This is a genomic window from Sedimentibacter sp. zth1, from assembly GCF_017352195.1.
Lineage (GTDB): Bacteria > Bacillota > Clostridia > Tissierellales > Sedimentibacteraceae > UBA1535.
Genome location: NZ_CP071445.1, coordinates 457,885 through 480,698, shown reverse-complemented (window position 1 = coordinate 480,698; position 22,814 = coordinate 457,885). Strand labels below are relative to the sequence as shown.

The window sequence follows — 22,814 nt, the reverse complement described above, 5'->3', positions numbered from 1 at the left end:
ATTTCAGAGGTGATTTTTATGAAAGATGAAGAATATTATCAATTTACAAATAGCTGTTATATAAAAAAAGCATCTAAGCCTTCTACTGATGCTATTTTAAAGGCAAAGCAAAAAAGTCTTGAATTAAAAGAAAAAGCTTTAAAAGCTATGGAATTTAGGCTCAAAGAAAAAGAAAGACGATTAGAAGAAAAAGAACAGATTTTAAACGAAAGAGAACAAGAATTAATAAAAAAAGAAGATAGGTAGTATGTATGTGCTAACCTACCTTCATTTTAATAATATATTTTTTATTCTTCTTCACAAGATTTTTTTAGCATATCCTTAACATAGTTTGGTAGCATGAAGCTCCCTACGTGAATATCTGTATTATAATACTTAGTTTCCAAACCTAAATCATTCCACGCCTTAGCATCTAAATCATTTACAGGATTATACTTTTTCGAAGCAAATCCGAACAACCAATGTCCTGATGAATATGTTGGTATGTGAACTTGATATACACTACATATTGGGAAAAATTCTTCTATACGTTTATGTGCTCTTTTCATTTGCTTTGCAAACATTTCATAATATGGACTTTCATGTTGATTTACAAGTATTCCATCATCATTAAGAGCATTAAAACAATCTTTATAAAACTCTCTTGTAAATAGTCCTTCTCCTGGTCCAATTGGATCTGTTGAATCTACTATAATTAAATCATATTCATTAGATTTTGTTTTCACAAATTTTATTCCGTCCTCAAAGTATAAATTTACTCTACTATCTTCAAAGGCACATGCAGTTTGTTTAAAATATTCTTTGCATACATCTACAACCTGTTTATCTATCTCAACCATATCAATTTTTTCTATAGTTTTATATCTTGTTAGTTCTCTAACTGTTCCACCATCTCCAGCACCTATTACTAATACTTTTTTTATGTTAGGGTTTGTTGCCATTGGAACATGTACAATCATATCGTGATATATAAATTCGTCTTTTTCAGTTACCATAATATATCCATCAAGTGTAAATATTCTTCCAAATTCCTTTGTATCAAGTATATCTATCCTTTGAAAAGGGCTTTGTCCTGAATATAATTGTTTATCTACCTTTATTGAAAATCTAACTTCTTCTGAGTGATTTTCTGTAAACCATAATTCCATTTTTTTACCTCCGTAATTTCAAAATATTATTTATTTATCATATATATTTAAGCCATTAAAAATCTCTATCATTTCTTTACGCAAATTGTTGCTAATTGACAATCTTTCTTGTGGCAAAAATTCATTTGTATCCATTTTGAATAAATAATTTTGCAGATTTATATCTTTTATAAGCATTTTTGTGTGAAACAAATTTGTTTGATATACATTCATGTCCATTGCGTCATATTTTTTTAATGTTTCTTCATCTATATAGTCTTGAATAGAACGTATTTCATGATCAATAAAACATTTTTTACCATTAACGTCTCTTGTAAATCCTCTAACTCTATAATCTATAGCTATAATATCTGAATCAAAGCTTCCTATAAGATAATCAAGCGCATTTAGCGGTGAAACTTTCCCACAGGTTGATACATCTATATCCACTCTAAATGTCGCTATTGAATTGTATGGATGATATTCAGGATAAGTATGCACAGTTACATGGCTCTTGTCTAAATGCGCAAGTACCGTTTTGGGTTTCAAAATATGCTTTCCACCATTACAAGAATTATCTAATATTTTTTCATCTATAGAGTCTTCTGATATCAGTATAGTCACACTTGCTCCTTGGGGATCGTAGTCTTGTTTAGAAATATTTAACACATGTGCTCCAATTATATTGGTAACTTCACATAAAATATTGGTAAGTCTTTCTGAATTGTATTGTTCATCAATATAATCAACATATTCTTTTTGTTCTTTTTCTCCTTTAGCATAACAAACGTCATAAATATTAAAGCTTAAAGTTTTAGTTAAATTATTAAATCCATATAATTTAATTTTGTTTTTCATTGCCAGTTATTACCTTTCTGTTTCTTAGATAATCAAATTTTAAAGACATATATATTATTGCCATTTAAAAGTTTTATTATAATTAAAATTATGGTAAATTATATATATGATATAATAGTTTCTATAGAAGAATAAAAAATATATATTTACATTCGAACGATTGTTTGCTATAATAAATACAAATAAAGAATTCTGGTGATTTATAATGTCTACAAATATTATTATGCATATTGATGTAAACTCTGCCTTTTTATCATGGCAAGCTACACACGAAAAACAAATTGGTATAGAAAGGGATATACGCGAAGTCCCTTCTGTCATAGGAGGAAACGAAAAAAGCAGGCATGGTATAGTGTTAGCTAAATCTGTACCTGCTAAAAAATATAAAATCCAAACTGGAGAATCTTTGTTTGAAGCAAGACAGAAATGTCCTAACCTACTTGTTGTTCCTCCTGATTATAACATTTATACTAAAGCAAGCAAAAAACTAAGAGAATTTTTAAAAACATTTACTCCAGATGTAGAACCGTTTAGTATAGATGAGTGTTTTATAAGGTTTACTGATATGTCAAGAGAAAAAGCTATAAAAATGTCACATCATATTAGAACTAAGATTCACGAAATGTTTGGATATACTGTAAATATTGGTATTTCGGAAAATAAATTACTTGCAAAAATGGCTGGAGATTTTGAAAAACCTAACAAATGTCATACATGCTTTCCAAATGAGATAAAAGATAAAATGTGGCCTTTGCCAGTTGGTGATTTATTCATGGTAGGTAGAAAAACTAATCAAAAGCTTGAAAAAATAGGTATTCACACTATTGGAGATTTAGCCAATTATGATTACAATGCACTATCCGCACTTTTAAAATCACACGGCAGACTAATTTACAATTATTCTTGGGGAAAAGATAACTCAGAATTCAAAGGCGAAGAACAAATTAAGAGTGTTGGCAATAGTAGCACACTAAAATTTGATGTTACTGATAAAGAAACTGCGCATACAATACTTTTAAGTCTTATAGAGGTAACTGCTTGGAGACTAAGAGAAGCAAAAGCTTACTGTACAGTTGTAAGTATAGGAATAAAATACAGTGATTTTTCATATCTATCACGACAAAGAAAGCTTTCATTTACAACAGATTGTACCAATACTATATATGAAAACATATGCAATTTGTTTGACAACATTTGGGATGGAAATCCTATTAGGCAACTTGGAGTAGGAGTTTCAGATTTAGATTTTAGTACATCAAGACAAATAAGTATATTTGAAGATAACGAAACGAAAAAAAACGAAGATTTAGACAAAACTATTGATAAAATAAGATATAAGTATGGTGACACCTCAATAATTAGAGGAATGTTTGCAAACACAGATTTTCAACCTTTACTTGGAGGCTATCCATCAGATGAATATATCGGAATGAGTAGTAATTTGTAAGGAGTATGATTATTTAAATGAAAATTGTAAATGAAAACATTAAAGTTTTGGCAGCTTTTAAACCTGATGGAACTATTATACCGCTTAGATTTAAGCGTGAGGATGAAAAAACTATACAAATTGATAAGGTTGTAAAAACACACGACGAGCTTCTTGCTGGAAATCACAGAATTGTATTTACATGCCTTCAGAACGAAAAAGATATATATGAAATAAAATATGAAATTGACAGTCAAAAATGGTATCTTTTTAAAGTATAGATACCATTTTTGATTATTGCCTTAATTCAAATATTTATATATTAAAGTTATGCATTAAAGGTCCACTGCCTTTTCCGATGTTTAAATTTGCTTTTAAAGCTCCTGTTATATATTCTTTTGCATTTTTAATACTTTCAACTATATCTAAACCTTTTGCAAGATTACATGCTATTGCAGAAGATAATGTACAGCCTGTTCCATGAGTATTGTCATTTTGAATATTTTCCTGTTCAAACCAATATGACACACCATTTACAAATAATAAATCATCACTGCATTCTTTTAAATGGCCACCTTTTATTAATATATACCCTTTGTATTTTTCTGAAATTTTCTTTGCTGCTAATTCCATATCTTCTTTTGTTTCTATCTGTATATCAGTTAAGCATTCTGCTTCTCTTGTGTTTGGAGTTATAACCGTTGCAAGAGGAATCAAATTATTGACAAGCGTATCAATTGCATCATCATTCAAAAGCTTACTACCACTTGTAGCAACCATAACTGGGTCTAAAACTATGTTTTGTGCATTATATTCCTTTAGCTTATCAGCTATAATTTTTATTATTTCAGCATTAGAAACCATCCCTATTTTTACAGCATCAGGATAAATATCTTGGAATATACAATCCATTTGATTAGCAACAAAATCTTTGTCAGCCTCTAATATACCATATACCCCCGTAGTATTTTGAGCTGTAAGTGCAGTTATAGCGCTCATTGCATACATTCTATGAACAGTTATAGTCTTTATATCAGCTTGAATACCTGCTCCACCACTACAATCAGAACCAGCAATTGTTAAAACTTTTTTCATAATATATCCTCCATTTCATTAAAACTAAATCAAATATTGCGTACTTCATTAATCATTTACCATTTGCTTCGATAAATCTAATAATTCTGAAGTTGCCTTATATATATCCTTTTTTGCAAATATAGCAGATATAACTGCTACACCATCAACATGTGTTTCTTTTAGCTTCATGATATTATCTTTATCTATTCCACCAATCGCTACAACTGGAATAGATACAGAAGAGCATACATCTACAAATTGTTGATGTGGTAATGTATCTGCATCATTTTTTGTACTAGTTGAAAATGCTGCACCCACCCCTATATAATCTGCTCCATTTTTCTCTGCTAATTTGGCCTGCTCAACAGTTTGTGTAGAAACACCAATAATTTTATTTTCACCTAATCTTTTTCTTGCACTTAAAAGTTCCTCATCATTTTGACCAATGTGTACACCATCTGCATCAACTTCAACAGCTATATCAATATTATCATTTATAACAAATGGTACATTGTATTTATCAGTAATTTTTTTAATTTCTTTAGCTAATTGTAAAAATTCATCATGAGTTGCATCTTTTTCTCTAAGCTGTACAAATGTAGCACCAGCTTTTATTGCTTCTTCAACTTGTTCGGCTAAACTGTTGTTACCTAGCCAAGTTCTATCCGTTACAACATACATAAGCATTGTATTTTTATTTAATTTCAATTTTAATACCTCTATTTAACATTTTTTCATCCATCTTGCCTATATAATCTATCATATATGTTCTAAGTGAAGATAAGCCTTCATCTTTTTTAACTATTTTTTCACAAGCTAACTCACCTGATAGCCCCATACACGCAACCGCAGCAGCTGTGCTATCCAATATAGCCTCATAATTCGCTCCGACAAAAGCTCCAATCACGCTAGTTGACATGCAACCACTGCCAGTAATTTTTGTCATCACAGGATGTCCATTTTTAATTATATAAGCTTTTTTACCATCTGTGATAATATCATATTCTCCGCTAATTGCTATAACCGCTCCTGTAGTTTTACTTAACTCTTTTGCAATTTCAATAGTTGTATCTATATTGTCTTTTGTCACGATATCCGCTTGATTTGCATCAACACCACTTGTTGAACCACTACCTTTATAAACAGATTTTATTTCTGATATATTTCCTCTAATAACAGAAAATTTAACTGACTTCAAAAGTCTACTAACACATTGATTTCTCAATGCAGAAGCACCGACTCCTACTGGGTCCAAAATAACAGGATGCCCAATCTCATTTGCCTTTTTACCTGCAAGCTCCATTGCTTCAATTGTATTCTTATTCAATGTTCCAATATTAATAACAAGTGAGTTACATATACTTGTTATATCTTCAACCTCATTTGCATCATCAGCCATGATTGGTGAACCTCCACAAGCAAGGATTGCATTTGCACAGTCATTTACAGTAACATAATTTGTAATCGCGTGCACAAGTGGTGTTTTATTCTTTACATTAGTTATTATTTGTTCAAACATTTTGTCTTTTCCTCCAAAAGATATTATTTTTTTATTGATTTTATTATGTAATTTACTACTATACAGATTATAGATATAGCAACCATTACAGGCAATGTACTACCTAATATTGTATCTATATTCATGAAAATTCGATATAATACAACGCCTATAACCCATATAATAGAATTTTTTAAATTAAATACATTGTTTTTATTCAATTTATTATTTTTAATTATAAAGAAATCTGTTATTGTAATTGCAAATAATGGTGCAAATACTGAACCTATAAGATATAGAAACGGTTCAAATTGACTCGTTGGTACAGTTATAGCTATTACTAATCCTATGATACAAATAATAACTGAAATTATTTTTTCGTTTGCCTTTTTATTAAGATTAACATAACTTACAGCAGCAGAATAAACATCTAAGAATCCTGTTGTTACAGTTGAAAACATTACTATAACAAGTGCAATAATTGGTAAACCAGCAGCTGATAAAATAACTGAAATATCAGAATTTCCTGCATATAATGCTGCACCAATACCTATGATATACATAAAACAACTTCCGATAAAATAACCTATAGCACTAAATAGAGTACCCTTTGTCTCATCTTTAGAACTTTTAGTATAGTCTGATATCAACGGCAACCATGATAAAGGCATAATAACACTTAATTCTACAGCAGCACCAAATGATATACTTTGCGATGCATCAAATACAATTTTTGAATTAGACTTAAACACTACAAATCCTAAAATAACAACAAATATAAATAATAAATTTACCGCTATTTTATTAACTTTGCTCAAATTTTCAAATCCAATAATTATCCACACACCCATAAGTGCAGCAATCAAAACACACCAAACTATTTCATTTTGAAAATTGAATGAATTAAGCGTAACTACATTTATAGCTTTTGCACCATTGATTATCATAACTGCTGTCCAACCAACAAGTTGTAGAATATTTAGAACAGAGAAAATATAAGAACCATATTTTCCAAATGATAAACGAGTTGATTCAATAGCTGATAATTTAGATTTTGCTCCAATTAATCCTGCAAAATACAATATAACGCATCCTATAACATGTCCAATTACAATTGCTAATAATCCTTTTTCAAATCCAATTGGAGCAATTAAAGCACCTGTCAATATTTCTGCCAATGATATAGCAGCACCAAACCACAATAGCCCTTGGCTAGCATTTGTTAATTTTGTTGATTTATTCATTTTAACTCCTAATAATTTATTTAGATTATTCTGGCAAATAGTTATCGATTTAAATAACAAAGAAAAGGACATACCCATTCGGATATGCCCTATAAATTTTCGTGATTAATACTTTAATATTTATAATCAATAATTTATCCCTACGTTGGCATTATCCAAATCAGGTACGGTCGAAACTAAAGTTTCCTCTCAGCCTATAAACAAGCTCCCGAATATCTAATCAATGAAAGTATATTACAATTATTATTATATGTCAATCATTTAATTACATATACAACTGTATGATCCTTGAAACCTTCTTCTCCATCAAGTATATATTTAGCTAGTTAAGATTTCCTTCCCATAAAAAATACTCCTCCTTAAAATAAACAGTTTATTTATTTCTACTGTCTACCTTAAGGGGAGCATATCAAAGGGAAAAAGGTGTATTTTACTGCTTTAAATTACTTTTTTTATATCTGATAATAACTCATTCCAAACATGTTCATCCAAATTATTGTCTTCAATAAATATTCCTATTTTATCTGTCAACTTAATACGAGCCTGAACTGTAATTAAATCAATCGAACCAGCATAAAAAGACCATCGATTTCCAAATATCTGACAAAAATTTATCTTTACATTGTATTTTTGATAGACAAATTCTGCAATACTATTTAGTTTATCTTTTGACGTCTTACCTTTAGCAATATCTATTAACTCCTTATAAATACAAGTCCCTTTCTCCATTTGAAATCCTTTCATAATATTGATTAAATTTTTGTACTATATTATGTTCTTGATAAAATGGCATTGTTTTAATTTTTTCAATTTCTTTTAACAATACCTTTTCTCCTACTACCCTTGTTTCTTCAGAAGCATAATCATTTAGATATTCTCTAAAAGTAAGAGCAGCATTCAGCTTGCAGAATTTTCCTTCTACACATTCTTTTAATAATCCCATTATTTTATCGCCAGTTCTTCCACATCTATAGCCCGCTGTACAAAATGATGCTATCATGCCCATATCTGCAAATTCTTTTATAACTTCATCCAATCTTCTCGTATCACCAAGCGTAAACTGTTGCGTATCATCATCTTTAGGATTAGCTTTTTCACTATATGCACCAATACCAATCTTAGTTGATGCATCTGTTTGAGTACATCCAACCTTAATTACTTCTCTTTTTATTCCAGGCTTTTCTCTAACAGTTACAATCAATCCAGTATAAGGAACGGATAAACGTAATACAGTAACTAATTTTTTAAAATCAGCATCATTAACTAAATATTTTGATTGAGTACTAAGTTCTGAACCAATTGCTGGAGTTACTCTAGGGAAAGAAATAGTATGTGGTCCAATACCAAATTGTCTTTCTAAATCAATTGTATGATATAAAAGTCCCATAACTTCAAAACGCCAATCATATAATCCAAATAATGCACCTATTGCTATATCATCAATACCTGCATCCATTGCTCTATGTAACGAATACAATCTCCATAAATAATTTGATTTTGGGCCAGCTGGATGTATCTTTTCATATAATTTACGATTATAAGTTTCTTGGAAAACCTGATAAGTTCCAATACCTACTTTATGTAATTTACTTAAATCTACTATTGACATAGGTGCTGCATTAATATTTACTCTTCTGATATTGCCATACCCATGTTTTGCTTTTTTCTTAACACTATATACGGCTCTAATTGAATCAGCCATATAATCAGCATCAGATAAAGGATGCTCACCATAAACTACAATCATTCTTTTATGTCCTTCACCTATAACACATTCAGTTTCTTTTTTTATTTTTTCCATATTTAAAATTCTACGTTTTTCATCAGGATTTTCTTTTCTAAATCCACAATACAAACAGCTATTAACGCAAAGATTACTGCAATATAATGGTGCAAAAAATACGATTCTATTATCATAAACCTTTCGTTTTACTTCTCCTGCTGCCTCATATAGTTCTTCCCATAAATCTTCATCTTTTACATTTAATAATGCAGCTGTTTCATCTGGATCCAATCTAGTTATCGAAAGAGATTTTTTTATAATATCCCTTATAAATTGTTTATCTGGATTTTGATTACTAGCTAGTTTTTTATTAATCGTTTCCTCATCAATAAAACTCTTTCCATTAATTAAATACTTATCAATTTCCTTTTGTTTTACTACTTGTGCTGCCCATTCCTCAGGTTTTAATTTTGACAATTTAATAACCTCCTTTAAAAGTTTTAAAAATCTCTATTGTTCTCGGCAATATGCCGCTTAAATAGGCTAAAAGCATTCCATAATTAGTAATAGGTACATTCTTTTCTCTGCAAAATTCTATTCTTGTACTCATAGCTTTTCTGTTAAACATACATGATGCACAATGAATCACTAGATCATATCTCCCTAAGTCCGTTGGGAAATCTTGCCCTGTTTTAAAATCATAATTAAACTTCTTTCCAGTATACTTATTAAGCCCTCTTGGGATTTTCACTCTACCTATATCTTCATGACTTTGATTATGTGTACAGCTTTCTGATATTAATATATTTGCATTATCTCTCAATTTTTCTATAGCATTAATTCCCTTCAAAAATTCATCTATATCTCCTTTTACTCTCGAAAGTAATATAGAAAATGATGTTAATTTAATATTTGCAGGTACTATTTCATTTACTTTCTTAAATGCCTGTGAATCCGTAATAACTAAATCAATATCCTTCAAGTCAGAAAGAGCTGACTTGAGTTCTGTATCTCTAACTACATAACTCTTTATTCCATGGTCTAAGCAATCCCTTATTAACTGTACCTGTGGCAAAATAAGCCTACCATTTGGAGCTTCTGAATCAATAGGAACTACCAAGACTACTTTTCCATTATATGGAACTAAATCACCTACAATTGGTATTTCTTTTTTATCAGCCTGTATTTTTTTTATCAGTTCGTCTTTAAGCTGTAATATATTATCGCCTCTAGTTGAAGATATCACTTGCCAATCTTTATATTTTTCCCTTATATTTTTTAAATTTTCTTTAGAAACAGTATCCATTTTATTTATTACAGTCATAAAAGGAATATGAAATTTCTTGAAATTTTTCTCTGCTTCTTTATAAGCACTTTCATCAATATCATTAATCCCCATAACATATATTGCAAAATCTGTCTTAGCAAGAACCTTCAGCGTTCTTTGTACTCTAAGAGAACCTAATTCACCTTCATCATCCAAACCAGCAGTATCAATAAACAAAACAGGACCTAATGGAATTAACTCCATAGCTTTATTCACTGGATCAGTAGTCGTTCCCTTTATAGATGATACAAGTGAAACATCTTGTCCAACAATTGCATTTAAAAGCGAAGATTTTCCTACATTTCTTTTACCAAATATCGTTATATGAATTCTATTTGAACTAGGTGTATTATTCACAGCATATCCCCTCTTTCCTTTTCCACCTCTTATGATCTCCTCTTGACATATCCATTTCGTAACCAGCTTTATTAATTATTTCTTTTACTTCTTCAAAATATTTTATTGCTTCATCAACTACTTCAGCTTTACCTTTATACAATTCATACTTTTTTCGTAAATACCCAGGAGAAAGATTTAGCATTATAACATTTGCTCCAACTTTTAAAGCCTTCCCCCATCCATTAGGATCAACAACATTTAAAGCTGTAGTAGCTGGAAGTAGTACATCAGGTAACAATAATCTCGTTAAAGCTAAACATGTAAACGTTTTACTTAGCGAACCACATTTAAAATTTCTTAATGGGGTATCAGGGTGTATAATTAAAGGACCAATTCCAACCATTTCTGGTTCAAGCTTTTTCAAATACAATAAATCTTTAACTAAAACTTCATTTGTTTGATTAGGCAATCCAACTATAAAACCAGCTCCTACTTGATACCCTATATCTTTTAAATCATTAAGACACCTCATTCTATTTTCAAAGCTCATTCTAGGATGTAATTCTTTATATAATTCCTTTGATGCTGTTTCGTGCCTAAGCAAATATCTGTCTACACCTGCATTAAATAATTTTTTATAAGTTAAATAACTTTTTTCCCCAATAGAAAGGGTAACAGCACTATTAGGAAAACAGCTCTTTATTTTCAAAACAATTTCAACTAATAAATCATCTGTATAATACGCATCTTCGCCACTCTGCAACACAAAAGTTTTATAATCTAATTTATTTCCTTCATTACAACATTTTATTATTTCTTCTAATTCCATTCTATATCTGTCTGCTTTTTTATTCTCACATCTAATTCCACAATATTTACATGTATTTTTACAATAACTAGAAAATTCAACAAGCCCTCTAATATAAACTTTTTTCCCATAATTCCTTATCCTCGTGTTATTTGCATAATAAAATAACAGCTCTTGATATTCAACGTTCATATTATCTAATAAATATAAAAGTTCATCATTATCTAATGAGTTAGTATTATATAGTTTTTTTAGTAAGCTTTTCATAAATTATATTTCCTTCTTTGAAATTGAAGTCTTTACTATAACCCCCTTTACATTCCCTATTTTACCAGTAAAACTATTTATTTCATCAATAGTTCCAAAAATAATAATTGATATTACTGATATTCCCATTTCATCATAAGGAATGCCCATTCGTCCTTTTACTATACCCTTGAAATCAGATACAATCTTATTAAACTCAGCTTGCGCTTCCTTTGGACTTTCTAGAATTGCACTTATAACAGCTACTTTTCTTTTCATTTTTATACCTCCAATTAAATCTATATTTTAAACAAACATTTTAAACTCAACAAAAACAAAAAACTCTCCATGAAAGGAAAGTTTAAAATTTTCCTTCACAGATTAGAATATTCTTTTCTGTAAAGTCTCACTTCTATTGCTCAAATTTCTAAAGATTGCTCTCGAAAAATTTGATAACTTTTTATTATACTCATATAATACCAATATTTGTTTTTAATGTCAATAGCCTCGTCCATTTGCTTTATCTTATCATTACTTATTTTTTATAGCATAGCCAACATAATTAATCTGTTCAGCAGCAGAACCAGCATTTTTAACATTATTATTAACTCTATTGGAAATACAAAAAAAATTGCACCCTATTATATTTAGGGTGCAATTTTTTTGTTTAGCTAATTAAAATTTACAGTTTCATTAATTATAACTGTATCATAGCCTGTTTTATTTACTGTTACCTTATAAGTATATGTTCCATATCCATATGACCATGCACTAATACTATTAGAAGCTACGCCATTGGAATCAGTAGTTAAGTTTTTATTTACTATACTTCCATTAGGGCAAGTAATTTCAACGTTTACTGTAGCACCGCTAACTACGTTGTTATTTTCATCCTTTACTGTGATATCTTGATATAGCATAAACCACCAACTTGAATATTCAGTTGAAACACTCAATTGTTGTTCTGCAGGTGGATCTACTGGAGTGCCTGTTATAGCATTCACACATGCATTAGCATCAATAATACCATTTCCATATTGATTTGATGGACCTGCATACTGACCTGTTTCAAATATAGCATCACATATTTCAGCTACTGTTGCATCTGGATTTGCAGCTCTCATAAGCCCTACTACTCCACAAACATGAGGTGTTGCCATTGAAGTACCTGAGTAAAATGCAAAGCTATTATTAGGAACAGTACTATAAATGTTAGTTCCAGGAGCCATTATATCAAGTCCTACACCATATTGAGAACTCGATGCTCTTGTTCTATCACTTTTTACATTTCCAACCCCAATAACTCCATCGTATTTAGCAGGATATGACACTGTACTTGTTCCACTATTTCCAGTAGCTGCTACAACAACAGTTCCCTGATTAATAGCATATGTGCAGGCATCTTGCATTGATTGCGAAAAAGAACCTCCACCTAAGGACATGTTAATAGCATCAGCATTACAATTAGCAGCGTATGTTATTGCCTCTTGAATATCATATGATGAACCACTTCCATTTGAATCCAATACTTTTACAGCTATCAATGATGCATTTCTCATAACCCCTGAAACACTACCATAACTTGCAATTGTTCCTGCAACATGTGTTCCATGACTATGATCATCCATAGGACTATCATTTACATAGCTTTTAGATAAATTTAGATCAACAAAATTACTTAAACAATCATGATTATAATCAATACCTGTATCTAATACAGCAATTTTTACATCAGGACTTCCAACAGTTGTTTCCCAAGCTTGAGGAACATTAATCATCTCATAATGCCATGCCTGATTTGGATTTAAAGTATAACTACTTATATTATAGTCTTGAGTTACATTTAATGCTTTATAGATATAATTTTGTTCTACATACTTGATTTTGTACCCTTGCTTTTCTAATTGTTTTTTAATACCAGATGTAGCTAGTTTAGAAGTAAAATATTTCTTTGAATCATATTTTACTAAAAATACTGATCCTAAAGATTTCAATACTTCTTCAGTTTTGTCTTCAAATATGCCCATTCTGTCATTTGAGTCATTCAATGATTTTATCACTGAACCTTTAACTTCTAGCCCAAGTGATTTTAACGCTGCTTCTTGTTCATCAATTGCACTTGTCGAATTAAATGCTTTTACACCGTCTTCTTCTTCTGCTTCAAAACAAATAATTAATTCATTTTCAACTTTATCTTGTGAGTTGAAGAAAAAACTATCTGCAAATGCAGGTTGGCAATTCATCAATGAAAAAACAAGTAATAATGATAATACTACGCTAAAAAACTTTTTCATTTTTTGTCCTCCTTATAATTTTTATTTTAAGGTACAAATACCTTTTAAACAATTTATACAGTTTGTTTATTTATATTTATATATATTTTATCATTTTTATACAGTATGTCAAATGTTTTTAATCGTCATTTTATTTCTAATATATAAACTATTTTTAATATGTTTTACATTGTTACATACATTTTTAGATATTTTGGTATATCATATCAAGTATTTGTTGTTTAAAATCATTTATTACTTATTTGTATTTTTATACACTTGCATTTTATATAAATTATGTATACTTATTTTATTTAAGTATATTTATACTAATTTTCAAAAGTACAAGAATGTTTGATTCACGCTATTTATTTGTTAAATAATATTGTTTTTTCAAGGTCCATATATATTTTTTATAAATGCGAAGTTTTAGGTGACAATATAAAAAAGATTGCACCCTATTTTAGGGTGCAATCTTTTTATTTAGCTACTTAGAATTCATAAGATTCATTAATTGCAATTGTAGTATAACCTATTTTACTAACTGTTACATTATAAGTATATGTTCCATATCCATTTGATCGTGCGTTAATACTATTTGAAGCTACGCCATTGGAATCAGTAGTTAAATTTTTATTTATTATACTTCCATTAGGACAAGTGATCTCCACGTTTACTGTAGCCCCGATAACTACGTTATTATTTTCATCCTTTACAGTAATATATTGATATATTTTAGAACGTGTGCTTGAATATTCCGTTGAAACACTCAATTGTTTTTCTTCAGGTGGATCTACTGGAGTACCTGTTATAGTATCCACACATGCATTAGCATCAATAATACCATTTCCATATTCATATGATGAACCCGCATACTGACCTGTTTCAAATATGGCATCACATATTTCAGCTACTGTTGCATCTGGATTTGCAGCTCTCATAAGTCCTACTACTCCACAAACATGAGGTGTTGCCATTGAAGTTCCTGAGTAAAATGCAAAACTATTATTAGGAACAGTACTATAAATGTAAGTTCCAGGAGCCATTATATCAAGTCCCTCGCCATATTGAGAGCTTGATGCCCTTGTTCCATCACTTTGTACATTTCCAACTCCAATAACTCCATCGTACTTAGCAGGATATGACACTGTGCTTGTTCCACTGTTTCCAGTAGCTGCTACAACAACAGTTCCCTGATTAATAGCATATGTACAAGCATCCTGCATTGATTGCGCATAAGAACCTCCACCCAAAGACATATTGATAGCATCAGCATTACAATTAGCAGCGTATATTATTGCCTCTTGAATATCGTATGTTGAACCGCTTCCACTTGAATCTAATACTTTTACAGCTATCAAGGATGCATTTCTCATAACTCCAGAAACACTACCATAACTTGCAATTGTTCCTGCAACATGTGTTCCATGACTATGATCATCCATAGGACTATCATTTACATAGCTTGTAGATAAATTCAAATCAACAAAATTACTTAAGCAATCATGGTTATAATCAATGCCTGTATCCAATATAGCAATTTTTACATTTGGACTTCCAACAGTTGTTTCCCAAGCTTGAGGAACATTAATCATCTCATAATGCCATGCCTGATTTGGATTTAAAGTATAACTACTTATATTATAGTCTTGAGTTACATTTAATGCTTTATAGATATAATTTTGTTCTACATACTTTATTTTGTACCCTTTCTTTTCTAGTTGTTTTTTAATACCAGATGTAGCTCGTTTAGAAGTAAAATAATTCTTTGAATCATATTTTACTAAAAATACTGATCCTAAAGATTTTAATACTTCTTCTGTTTTGTCTTCAAATATTCCCATTCTGTCATTTGAGTCATTCAATGATTTTATCACTGAACCTTTAACTTCTAGCCCAAGTGATTTTAACGCTGCTTCTTGTTCATCGATTGCACTTGTCGAATTAAATGCTTTCACACCGTCTTCTTCTTCTGCTTCAAAACAAATAATTAATTCATTTTCAACTTTATCTTGTGAGTTGAAGAAAAAACTATTTGCAAATGCAGTTTGGCAATTCACCAATGAAAAAAGAAGTAATAATGATACTACTACGCTAAAAAACTTTTTCATTTTTTGTCCTCCTTATAATTTTTATTTTAAGGTACAAATACCTTTTAAACAATTTATACAGTTTGTATATTTATATTTATATATATTTTATCATATTTATACAGCTTGTCAAATGTTTTTAATCGTCATTATATTCTAATATATAAACTATTATTAATATTTTTTGCATATCTACGTGTAATTTTAGCTATTTTGATAAATTAAAGCAAGTATTTGTTGTTTAAACGTATTTATTACTTTTTGTATATTTATACGATTATATTTTTAAATATATATGTACTTATTTGTATTTTTATTTTATTTTTGGTATATTTATACCGCTTATCAATGTACAAATTAGCTTTTTTCTAAATTCTCAATTGAATAATTTAATATGTTTTAGTTATCATAATATCATTACAGTATACCTAAATAATTTGTTATACAAAAGGAGATTTAATATATGGAAAACAACATCGGAGATGTAATAGATGGTTTTAAAATTTCTAACAAAGAATTTGTACAAGAAGCTGATTCAAATGCTATAATATATACTCACGAAAAAACAAAAGCCAGTGTGATTTATCTACAAAACGAAGATAAGGATAAGGTATTTAACATAGGCTTTAAAACTCCCCCATACGACGATTCTGGAGTTGCGCATATCATAGAGCACAGTGTTTTTTGTGGTTCAGATAAATTCCCTGTTAAGGAACCTTTTTTAGAAATTATGAAGGGTTCTTTAAATACGTTTTTAAATGCAATGACTTACAAAGATAAAACTATGTATCCATTTTCTAGTCAAAATGAAGAAGATTATATGAATATTTTGGATATTTATTTGGATGCAGTTTTTAATCCAAGCATTGATAAAACAAAGGAAATATTTATGCAAGAAGGTTGGCATTATGAGCTAATTGAAAAAAATGATAATCTATCAATCAATGGCGTTGTATACAACGAAATGAAGGGCTCATTGTCTTCACCTACAACACTTTTGAATAATGAAATTTACAAAGCCTTATTTGATAATCTTTATAAATATGTATCTGGAGGGGACCCTAAATGTATACCAAACCTTACTTATGAAAAGTTTTTAGAATTTTATAATAAATATTATCATCCAAGTAATTGCTGTATATATGTATATGGCAATTGCAATATAAACGTTATACTAAAGTTCATTAATAATAAGTATTTATCAAATTACACATTCAAACAAGATATACCAATTTACAAACCTGAAATTAAAAATTTAAAAAATAAATACATTTCTGCACCATATACAATAGATGAGCATGACTTAGAAGAAAACAAAACATTTATTGCTAAAAGCTATGTAATTTCAACATCACTTGATGATGAAGTGTCATTGGCAATAAGGATACTTTCTGATATACTTATTAACTCAGATGCAGCACCTATCAAAAGAGCTTTATTAAAAGAACATCTTTGTGGAAATGTATTTGGTATGTATGACAATACTGTTTTACAGCCAGTTTTTAGTATTGTAGTTGAAAATACAAACAAGGATAATTTAGAAAGAATAGAAAAAATAATTAACGATAATTTAATCAATTTAGCATCAAATGGTATAAATAAAAAGTTGATAGAAGCATGCATAAATACTGCAGAATTCAGTCTAAGAGAAATAGGAGCAAGTGGAATTTCAAAAGGATTAATGTTAGGTATAAATATCATCACAAGATGGGCATATTGCAATGACGATACTAATAATCCTTTAGATGTATTACGTTATGAGAAGAATATAAAGACGATGAAAAATTGGTTAGAAAACGATGGTTTTGAAAAATCTATAAAAAAATATTTATTTGAAAATGAATACACCGCTACAATAACACTTTATCCAGAAAAAGGGCTAAGTAAAAAATCAGAAGACGAATTTAATTTAAAGATGCTAAATATCAAAAACAACTTAACTGATAAAGAAGTTCTAAAGATCATTAATGAAAATAAAGCATTGAATTTAAGACAAGATACTCCTGACACTGAACAACAATTAAATACAATACCGCTGTTAAAGCTAAAAGATATAAATAAAAAAGCTACAATTCTAAATATTGAGGAAATTTCAATAGATAATACTACACTTTTATTTCACGAAGCACATACTGGTGGAATAGTATATATGAATTTAATGTTTGATACAAGTATGCTTGATGATGACAAACTAACATACTTAGGACTTTTATGTCATACACTAGGTTCAGTAGAAACTAAAAATTACACCTTTGAAGCTTTATCAAATGAAATATTGATAAATACAGGTGGAATTTCAGTAAATGCGAATGCATATGCAGATACTCAAGACACAGACAAAACATACAAATACATCGAGATTAGTGTAAAAGCTGTTAAAGGCAAATTAAATTCTGCAATTGATTTAGTTAAAGAGATTCTACTTAATACAAAATTTGATGACAAGCAACGTCTTTTAGAAATAATTAAAAATATAATTTCTATATCACAAGCAATGATAACATCATCAGGCCACCAATTAGCTGTGACTAGGCTTTTATCCCATATCTCAACTGGTATGATCTATAGAGAAAAATCAAATTCATTTACATTTTTTAAAAATATTAAAAATATATTAGATAATTTTGATAAGAAAGCCGAAGAAACATATAAAGAATTAGAAAATTTAATTAACATTCTATTTTGTAAAGAGAATTTGACTATAGGATTAACTTGTAACAAAGATGAAAAGCAACTATTTTTAAGTGCAAGTTCCGATTTTATTTATTCTTTACCCAATAATCAACCTAAGAATAGTAAAAATCAATTTACTTTAAATAACACTACAGAAGGCTTTTTAACTCCATCTAGTGTTCAATATGTAGCTTTAGGGTATAATTTCAAAAAACTTAATTTCACATATGATGGCAGTCTTGAGGTTTTAAAAACAATTCTAAGTACAGATTATTTATGGAACAACATTCGTATTAAAGGAGGAGCGTATGGTGCAATGGTAATTTTATCTCCTTCAGGAAATTTAGTATTTGTAAGCTATAGAGACCCAAATCTCCAAAACACTTTGGATGTATACAAAAACATTGGGAAGTATATAGAAAAATTCGAAGTAAACGATAGAGAAATGACTAAATTTATTCTTGGTACAGTACAGGTATTAGATCAGCCTCTTTTCCCACAGCAAGCAATGAGAACAGCAGTAGTAAATTATATAACACATAACACACCTGAATTTGCACAGAAAATACGTACAGAAATTTTAACAGTTACTTGTGAGGATATAAGAAATAAATTTAAGTTAATTTCAAGTGTAATAGATGAAAATTTATTTGTAGTATTCGGAAATAGTGAAAAGATAAAAGAAAACAAGAAATTGTTTGATAAAATCATTACTGTATTATAAATCAATTGTATTTGCAAATATATTTTCTTATCAGAACACATCTATAATACATGCATATATTGAAGTATAAGATTCATTAATTTTTAACTAATTCTAATTACCTGCAATAGATTAAAATTCTGAAAAACAAAGGAGGCTTTATTATGTGCTGTGGATTACTAGGAGCTTTTTTAGTTGGAACAATTTTTGGGAATTCATGTTATCCTAGATGTTATCCTAGATGTTGTTGTAAGCGTAGATGTTGCTGTAGAAATGGTTGTAATAGAAGATATTATTAATTTGTACATTAATATAGACGAGCCCGAAAGGGCCCGTCTTTTTTTACATTAATATCTGTTGTCACTACAAAACCAGCAACGATAAGGATAACAATGACAATCTTGTTGACAATCTGAAGGTTCGTAACAGTTGTAATAGCGATTGCAGCAACATCTACAGCAACATCTACAACAACATCTACAGCAACATCTACAGCAACAATTTCTATAATGATTACCATATCTATTTTCAAAATGATTACCATAGCAACAATTTCTATAATGATTACCATATCTATTTTCAGAACAATTACCATATCCATTTCCAGAATAATTACCATATCCATTTTCAAAATAATTACCATATCTATTTTCAGGACAATTATCATATCTGTTTTCAGAATAATTACCATATCCATTTCCAGAATAATTACCATATCCATTTCCAGAATAATTACCATATCCATTTCCAGAATAATTACCATATCCATTTCCAGAATAATTACCATATCCATTTCCAGAATAATTACCATATCCATTTCCAGAATAATTACCATATCCATCTTCGAAACAATTATAAGAACAATTTTCACACATAAAAAACACCTCCATAGAAAAAATTTAAAGTCAAATTAAATTAAATTAAATTAAATTAAATTAAATTAAATTAAATCTAATAGTATATTTTATGCATGTATTAAAAAGATGTGTACAAACTTAAGTTATATTTTTATAAATGTTTAAATAGTCTTGCACTCCAAAATTGCATACCCTTTCTTTTTATGTAAAAGTTAAGTATGCTCTCATAATCTTTAGTCGCTGTACTTAACAGCATTTCTTTTATATTTTCGTTACTAAGTACATTTTCCAAATAATCAAAAAGCATTGAACCAATACCAAAATTTCTATATTTAGGAGTAATGTATATTTCTTCCACCTCAAAATACTGAGTACCCTCTTGCATTATACTTTTCATTTTTTTTGATTCACAAAGATTACCCATAATATATCCTACAATATTTTCTTCATAACATGCAACAAAGCATCTGTTTTCATTTATATATTCAATTTCGTCAGCATAAAAACCATATGTACTATTTTCCTGTTCCCATTCTTTTGATAGTTTAACAATCTTAAGCTTGTCCACATCAGAAGCTACTCTTATTACTATTTTACTTATATCCATAATAATTCTCCTTATAATATCAATATATTTAATATATTTTACCATATTTTTTAAACCAACATATTATTATAAAAGCCAGTTTATAAATATTGTTATAATACTAGCATTAATAAAATCTATAAATAAACTTCCAACCAATGGTACTATAAAGTAAGCCTTCGGTGCAGGTCCATATTTAGATGTTATAGCTTGCATATTAGCAATAGCATTAGGTGTTGCACCCATACCAAACCCACAGCATGCCGAAGACATAACTGCCGCTTCATAGTCTCTACCCATAACATTGTAGGTTATGAAATATGAAAATAAAATCATTAAAACTGTTTGTGCAATAAGCATGACTACAAGTGGTAATGCAAGCTCTGCTAGCTCCCATAACTTAAGTCCCATAAGTGCCATGGATAAAAATAACGTTAGTGATACACTACCTAAAATTCCAATGATATCTTCCATTATGCTAAATTTTCTTGTAACATCAGATACATTTCTTAAAAATGCTGCTGCAAGCATTGCTCCAATGTATGATGGAAATGTGATTCCTGTTTTTTGAATGAGTTTAGAAATTATACTTCCTATTCCAGCTGCTAAAAAAAGCATTGAAAATGCCTTCAACATTTGTTCAAAATTAGGTTCATCATCCAATCTTTCTTCTGTAAAATCATCTATTCCATCTTTTGAAATAACAGCTGTGGAACTTAAATTATTTTTGCTGATTAATTTTTTAGCAATTGGTCCACCTATCATTCCGCCCATTATGAGTCCAAATGTAGCAGAGGCCACTGAAACAGTTGCAGCTCCACTAACACCCATATTTTCAAGCATTGTACCAATAGATCCTGCAGTACCATGCCCTCCTATCATAGGTATAGAACCAACGCACAAGCCCAATATAGGCTTAAGCTTGAAGAACGTTGCAAGAGAAACACCTACTACATTTTGAAGTATAACAAGAACTGTACATAATAAAACAAATACGATCACTTGAATACCACCTTTTTTTAATAATTTTAAGCTTGCTGTATAACCTACACTTGTAAAGAAAAGTGTCATAAAAACATTTCTCATTGTATCATCAGTCTCAATTGTCATTAATCCTGTAACATTAAGCAATAAAGTTAAAAGTGCAAATAAAATTCCTCCAACTACTGGAGATGGTATGCAATATTTTTCAAACAAGCTTACTCTCTTTTTTAGTACACTACCTATATAAAATACTAGAACTGCCATTGCAACAGTTTGATATAAATCTAATTTTATTATCATGAGTATATTCCTTTCTAGTAAAATAAACTAATATATAATATACCCAAATTTACTCAAATAATTTCATATTATCTTTAAAAAACTCATAATAAATTTTCACGTTTCCAAGCTTGTGTCTTTTTTTTACAGCCAATATTTCAACAAGTTATGTAAAAGGAATAACTAAATTAACAAAAATGAATAATTCACATATATTAAACTAATGAAATCAAATGGGGGTATTTAAAAATGGACACAGTATTATTTGAAAAAATAAATCAATACTTATGCGACTTAACTATAGCTCAAAGAAATATGAGCATTTTACACTGGAATTTATTATCTAATAATTTTATTCCATACCATGAATATTACGGTATGCTTTATGAAACATTAGCTGATTATATTGATATATCAGCAGAACAGATCAGATTTCAACAAGCTTTCCCTAAAGCGAGTATAAGCGACGCTGTAAAATGTGCTAAAATAACATCAATAGATTCAACTAAACCATATTACTTTACACAATCAGTAGAATTTGCAATATCAATGATTGAATATCTAAAATACTTAGCAGATGATATTATGGCATACTCTGATGAAATTGGTCAATTAGATGTAACAGATGTATTTACACAACATTCAACAAACTATGGCAAAATACTCTACTTTTTAAGAAGTTCAATGGAATAAATA

At 29.3% G+C, this 22,814-nt stretch carries 22 protein-coding genes and 1 riboswitch; of the genes, 6 read left to right on the top strand and 16 right to left on the bottom strand.

The genetic code is table 11. The annotated features are described in order from the left end of the window. Window positions 1–18: 18 nt before the first annotated feature. Window positions 19–246, top strand: a complete 228-nt coding sequence (locus JYG23_RS02335; protein ID WP_207236848.1) for a hypothetical protein — start codon at window positions 19–21, stop codon at window positions 244–246. Window positions 247–287: 41 nt separating this feature from the next. Here JYG23_RS02335 and speE read toward each other — a convergent pair whose 3' ends face one another. Then, complete coding sequence (gene speE / locus JYG23_RS02330; protein ID WP_207236847.1) at window positions 288–1,148, bottom strand: polyamine aminopropyltransferase; 861 nt, start codon at window positions 1,146–1,148, stop codon at window positions 288–290. Window positions 1,149–1,178: 30 nt separating this feature from the next. Beyond that, the gene (gene speD / locus JYG23_RS02325) at window positions 1,179–1,985 is read right to left on the bottom strand and encodes an adenosylmethionine decarboxylase (protein WP_207236846.1); all 807 of its coding nucleotides are present in this window, start codon (window positions 1,983–1,985) and stop codon (window positions 1,179–1,181) included. Window positions 1,986–2,190: 205 nt separating this feature from the next. Here speD and JYG23_RS02320 point away from each other — a divergent pair, with 205 nt between their 5' ends. Beyond that, a complete protein-coding gene (locus tag JYG23_RS02320; RefSeq protein WP_207236845.1) occupies window positions 2,191–3,432 on the top strand; it encodes a DNA polymerase IV in 1,242 nt (413 codons plus the stop codon). Between the two features lie 17 nt (window positions 3,433–3,449). Further along, on the top strand, window positions 3,450–3,692 hold the full coding sequence (locus JYG23_RS02315) for a hypothetical protein (protein WP_207236844.1): 243 nt from the start codon (window positions 3,450–3,452) through the stop codon (window positions 3,690–3,692). Window positions 3,693–3,726: 34 nt separating this feature from the next. On the opposite strand, the gene thiD is transcribed toward JYG23_RS02315, so the two are convergent. The 11 genes from thiD to JYG23_RS02260 form a co-directional block, all read right to left on the bottom strand. Next, window positions 3,727–4,506, bottom strand: coding sequence for a bifunctional hydroxymethylpyrimidine kinase/phosphomethylpyrimidine kinase (gene thiD / locus JYG23_RS02310; RefSeq protein ID WP_207236843.1), 780 nt, complete (start codon window positions 4,504–4,506; stop codon window positions 3,727–3,729). A gap of 48 nt (window positions 4,507–4,554) precedes the next feature. Continuing rightward, entirely contained in the window at window positions 4,555–5,196 is a 642-nt protein-coding gene (gene thiE, locus JYG23_RS02305; protein ID WP_207236842.1) for a thiamine phosphate synthase, read from the bottom strand. Continuing rightward, entirely contained in the window at window positions 5,183–6,007 is an 825-nt protein-coding gene (thiM, locus tag JYG23_RS02300) for a hydroxyethylthiazole kinase (RefSeq protein WP_207236841.1), read from the bottom strand. Before thiM ends, thiE begins: the two co-directional genes overlap by 14 nt. A gap of 23 nt (window positions 6,008–6,030) precedes the next feature. After that, the gene (gene cytX / locus JYG23_RS02295; RefSeq protein ID WP_207236840.1) at window positions 6,031–7,230 is read right to left on the bottom strand and encodes a putative hydroxymethylpyrimidine transporter CytX; all 1,200 of its coding nucleotides are present in this window, start codon (window positions 7,228–7,230) and stop codon (window positions 6,031–6,033) included. A 119-nt stretch (window positions 7,231–7,349) separates the two neighbouring features. Then, a riboswitch (TPP riboswitch) is annotated at window positions 7,350–7,452 on the bottom strand. 216 nt (window positions 7,453–7,668) lie between these two features. Continuing rightward, window positions 7,669–7,959, bottom strand: coding sequence for a hypothetical protein (locus tag JYG23_RS02290; RefSeq protein ID WP_207236839.1), 291 nt, complete (start codon window positions 7,957–7,959; stop codon window positions 7,669–7,671). Beyond that, a complete protein-coding gene (hydG, locus tag JYG23_RS02285; RefSeq protein ID WP_207236838.1) occupies window positions 7,934–9,430 on the bottom strand; it encodes a [FeFe] hydrogenase H-cluster radical SAM maturase HydG in 1,497 nt (498 codons plus the stop codon). Before hydG ends, JYG23_RS02290 begins: the two co-directional genes overlap by 26 nt. Before the next feature lies 1 nt (window position 9,431). Next, complete coding sequence (gene hydF / locus JYG23_RS02280; RefSeq protein ID WP_207236837.1) at window positions 9,432–10,637, bottom strand: [FeFe] hydrogenase H-cluster maturation GTPase HydF; 1,206 nt, start codon at window positions 10,635–10,637, stop codon at window positions 9,432–9,434. After that, on the bottom strand, window positions 10,630–11,694 hold the full coding sequence (gene hydE / locus JYG23_RS02275) for a [FeFe] hydrogenase H-cluster radical SAM maturase HydE (RefSeq protein ID WP_207236836.1): 1,065 nt from the start codon (window positions 11,692–11,694) through the stop codon (window positions 10,630–10,632). Before hydE ends, hydF begins: the two co-directional genes overlap by 8 nt. A 3-nt stretch (window positions 11,695–11,697) precedes the next feature. Next, on the bottom strand, window positions 11,698–11,952 hold the full coding sequence (locus JYG23_RS02270) for a TM1266 family iron-only hydrogenase system putative regulator (protein WP_207236835.1): 255 nt from the start codon (window positions 11,950–11,952) through the stop codon (window positions 11,698–11,700). A gap of 392 nt (window positions 11,953–12,344) precedes the next feature. After that, window positions 12,345–13,967, bottom strand: a complete 1,623-nt coding sequence (locus JYG23_RS02265; protein WP_207236834.1) for a S8 family serine peptidase — start codon at window positions 13,965–13,967, stop codon at window positions 12,345–12,347. Between the two features lie 470 nt (window positions 13,968–14,437). Next, the gene (locus tag JYG23_RS02260) at window positions 14,438–16,057 is read right to left on the bottom strand and encodes a S8 family serine peptidase (protein WP_207236833.1); all 1,620 of its coding nucleotides are present in this window, start codon (window positions 16,055–16,057) and stop codon (window positions 14,438–14,440) included. A 442-nt stretch (window positions 16,058–16,499) separates the two neighbouring features. Here JYG23_RS02260 and JYG23_RS02255 point away from each other — a divergent pair, with 442 nt between their 5' ends. After that, a complete protein-coding gene (locus JYG23_RS02255) occupies window positions 16,500–19,433 on the top strand; it encodes an insulinase family protein (RefSeq protein WP_207236832.1) in 2,934 nt (977 codons plus the stop codon). 143 nt (window positions 19,434–19,576) lie between these two features. Next, complete coding sequence (locus JYG23_RS14980; protein ID WP_256440285.1) at window positions 19,577–19,711, top strand: hypothetical protein; 135 nt, start codon at window positions 19,577–19,579, stop codon at window positions 19,709–19,711. A gap of 48 nt (window positions 19,712–19,759) precedes the next feature. Here JYG23_RS14980 and JYG23_RS14750 read toward each other — a convergent pair whose 3' ends face one another. The 3 genes from JYG23_RS14750 to gltS form a co-directional block, all read right to left on the bottom strand. Next, the gene (locus JYG23_RS14750; RefSeq protein ID WP_242631618.1) at window positions 19,760–20,287 is read right to left on the bottom strand and encodes a hypothetical protein; all 528 of its coding nucleotides are present in this window, start codon (window positions 20,285–20,287) and stop codon (window positions 19,760–19,762) included. Window positions 20,288–20,420: 133 nt separating this feature from the next. Beyond that, window positions 20,421–20,876: a GNAT family N-acetyltransferase gene (locus JYG23_RS02245; protein WP_207236831.1), complete on the bottom strand. Its 456-nt coding sequence runs from the start codon at window positions 20,874–20,876 to the stop codon at window positions 20,421–20,423. Between the two features lie 66 nt (window positions 20,877–20,942). Continuing rightward, window positions 20,943–22,139 carry a sodium/glutamate symporter gene (gene gltS / locus JYG23_RS02240; RefSeq protein ID WP_207236830.1) on the bottom strand — a complete coding sequence of 399 codons (1,197 nt, stop codon included), beginning with the start codon at window positions 22,137–22,139 and terminating at the stop codon, window positions 20,943–20,945. Window positions 22,140–22,367: 228 nt separating this feature from the next. Between gltS and JYG23_RS02235 the strand changes: the two genes are divergently transcribed. Further along, a complete protein-coding gene (locus JYG23_RS02235) occupies window positions 22,368–22,811 on the top strand; it encodes a hypothetical protein (RefSeq protein WP_207236829.1) in 444 nt (147 codons plus the stop codon). Window positions 22,812–22,814: the final 3 nt, after the last annotated feature.

Excerpts from the sequence above, each read along its gene's own strand:
- JYG23_RS02335 (WP_207236848.1), top strand. The coding sequence starts at position 19 with ATGAAAGATGAAGAATATTATCAATTTACAAATAGCTGTTATATAAAA.
- speE (WP_207236847.1), bottom strand. The coding sequence starts at position 1,148 with ATGGAATTATGGTTTACAGAAAATCACTCAGAAGAAGTTAGATTTTCA.
- speD (WP_207236846.1), bottom strand. The coding sequence starts at position 1,985 with ATGAAAAACAAAATTAAATTATATGGATTTAATAATTTAACTAAAACT.
- JYG23_RS02320 (WP_207236845.1), top strand. The coding sequence starts at position 2,191 with ATGTCTACAAATATTATTATGCATATTGATGTAAACTCTGCCTTTTTA.
- JYG23_RS02315 (WP_207236844.1), top strand. The coding sequence starts at position 3,450 with ATGAAAATTGTAAATGAAAACATTAAAGTTTTGGCAGCTTTTAAACCT.
- thiD (WP_207236843.1), bottom strand. The coding sequence starts at position 4,506 with ATGAAAAAAGTTTTAACAATTGCTGGTTCTGATTGTAGTGGTGGAGCA.
- thiM (WP_207236841.1), bottom strand. The coding sequence starts at position 6,007 with ATGTTTGAACAAATAATAACTAATGTAAAGAATAAAACACCACTTGTG.
- cytX (WP_207236840.1), bottom strand. The coding sequence starts at position 7,230 with ATGAATAAATCAACAAAATTAACAAATGCTAGCCAAGGGCTATTGTGG.
- JYG23_RS02290 (WP_207236839.1), bottom strand. The coding sequence starts at position 7,959 with ATGGAGAAAGGGACTTGTATTTATAAGGAGTTAATAGATATTGCTAAA.
- hydE (WP_207236836.1), bottom strand. The coding sequence starts at position 11,694 with ATGAAAAGCTTACTAAAAAAACTATATAATACTAACTCATTAGATAAT.
- JYG23_RS02270 (WP_207236835.1), bottom strand. The coding sequence starts at position 11,952 with ATGAAAAGAAAAGTAGCTGTTATAAGTGCAATTCTAGAAAGTCCAAAG.
- JYG23_RS02265 (WP_207236834.1), bottom strand. The coding sequence starts at position 13,967 with ATGAAAAAGTTTTTTAGCGTAGTATTATCATTATTACTTGTTTTTTCA.
- JYG23_RS02260 (WP_207236833.1), bottom strand. The coding sequence starts at position 16,057 with ATGAAAAAGTTTTTTAGCGTAGTAGTATCATTATTACTTCTTTTTTCA.
- JYG23_RS02255 (WP_207236832.1), top strand. The coding sequence starts at position 16,500 with ATGGAAAACAACATCGGAGATGTAATAGATGGTTTTAAAATTTCTAAC.
- JYG23_RS14980 (WP_256440285.1), top strand. The coding sequence starts at position 19,577 with ATGTGCTGTGGATTACTAGGAGCTTTTTTAGTTGGAACAATTTTTGGG.
- JYG23_RS14750 (WP_242631618.1), bottom strand. The coding sequence starts at position 20,287 with ATGTGTGAAAATTGTTCTTATAATTGTTTCGAAGATGGATATGGTAAT.
- JYG23_RS02245 (WP_207236831.1), bottom strand. The coding sequence starts at position 20,876 with ATGGATATAAGTAAAATAGTAATAAGAGTAGCTTCTGATGTGGACAAG.
- gltS (WP_207236830.1), bottom strand. The coding sequence starts at position 22,139 with ATGATAATAAAATTAGATTTATATCAAACTGTTGCAATGGCAGTTCTA.
- JYG23_RS02235 (WP_207236829.1), top strand. The coding sequence starts at position 22,368 with ATGGACACAGTATTATTTGAAAAAATAAATCAATACTTATGCGACTTA.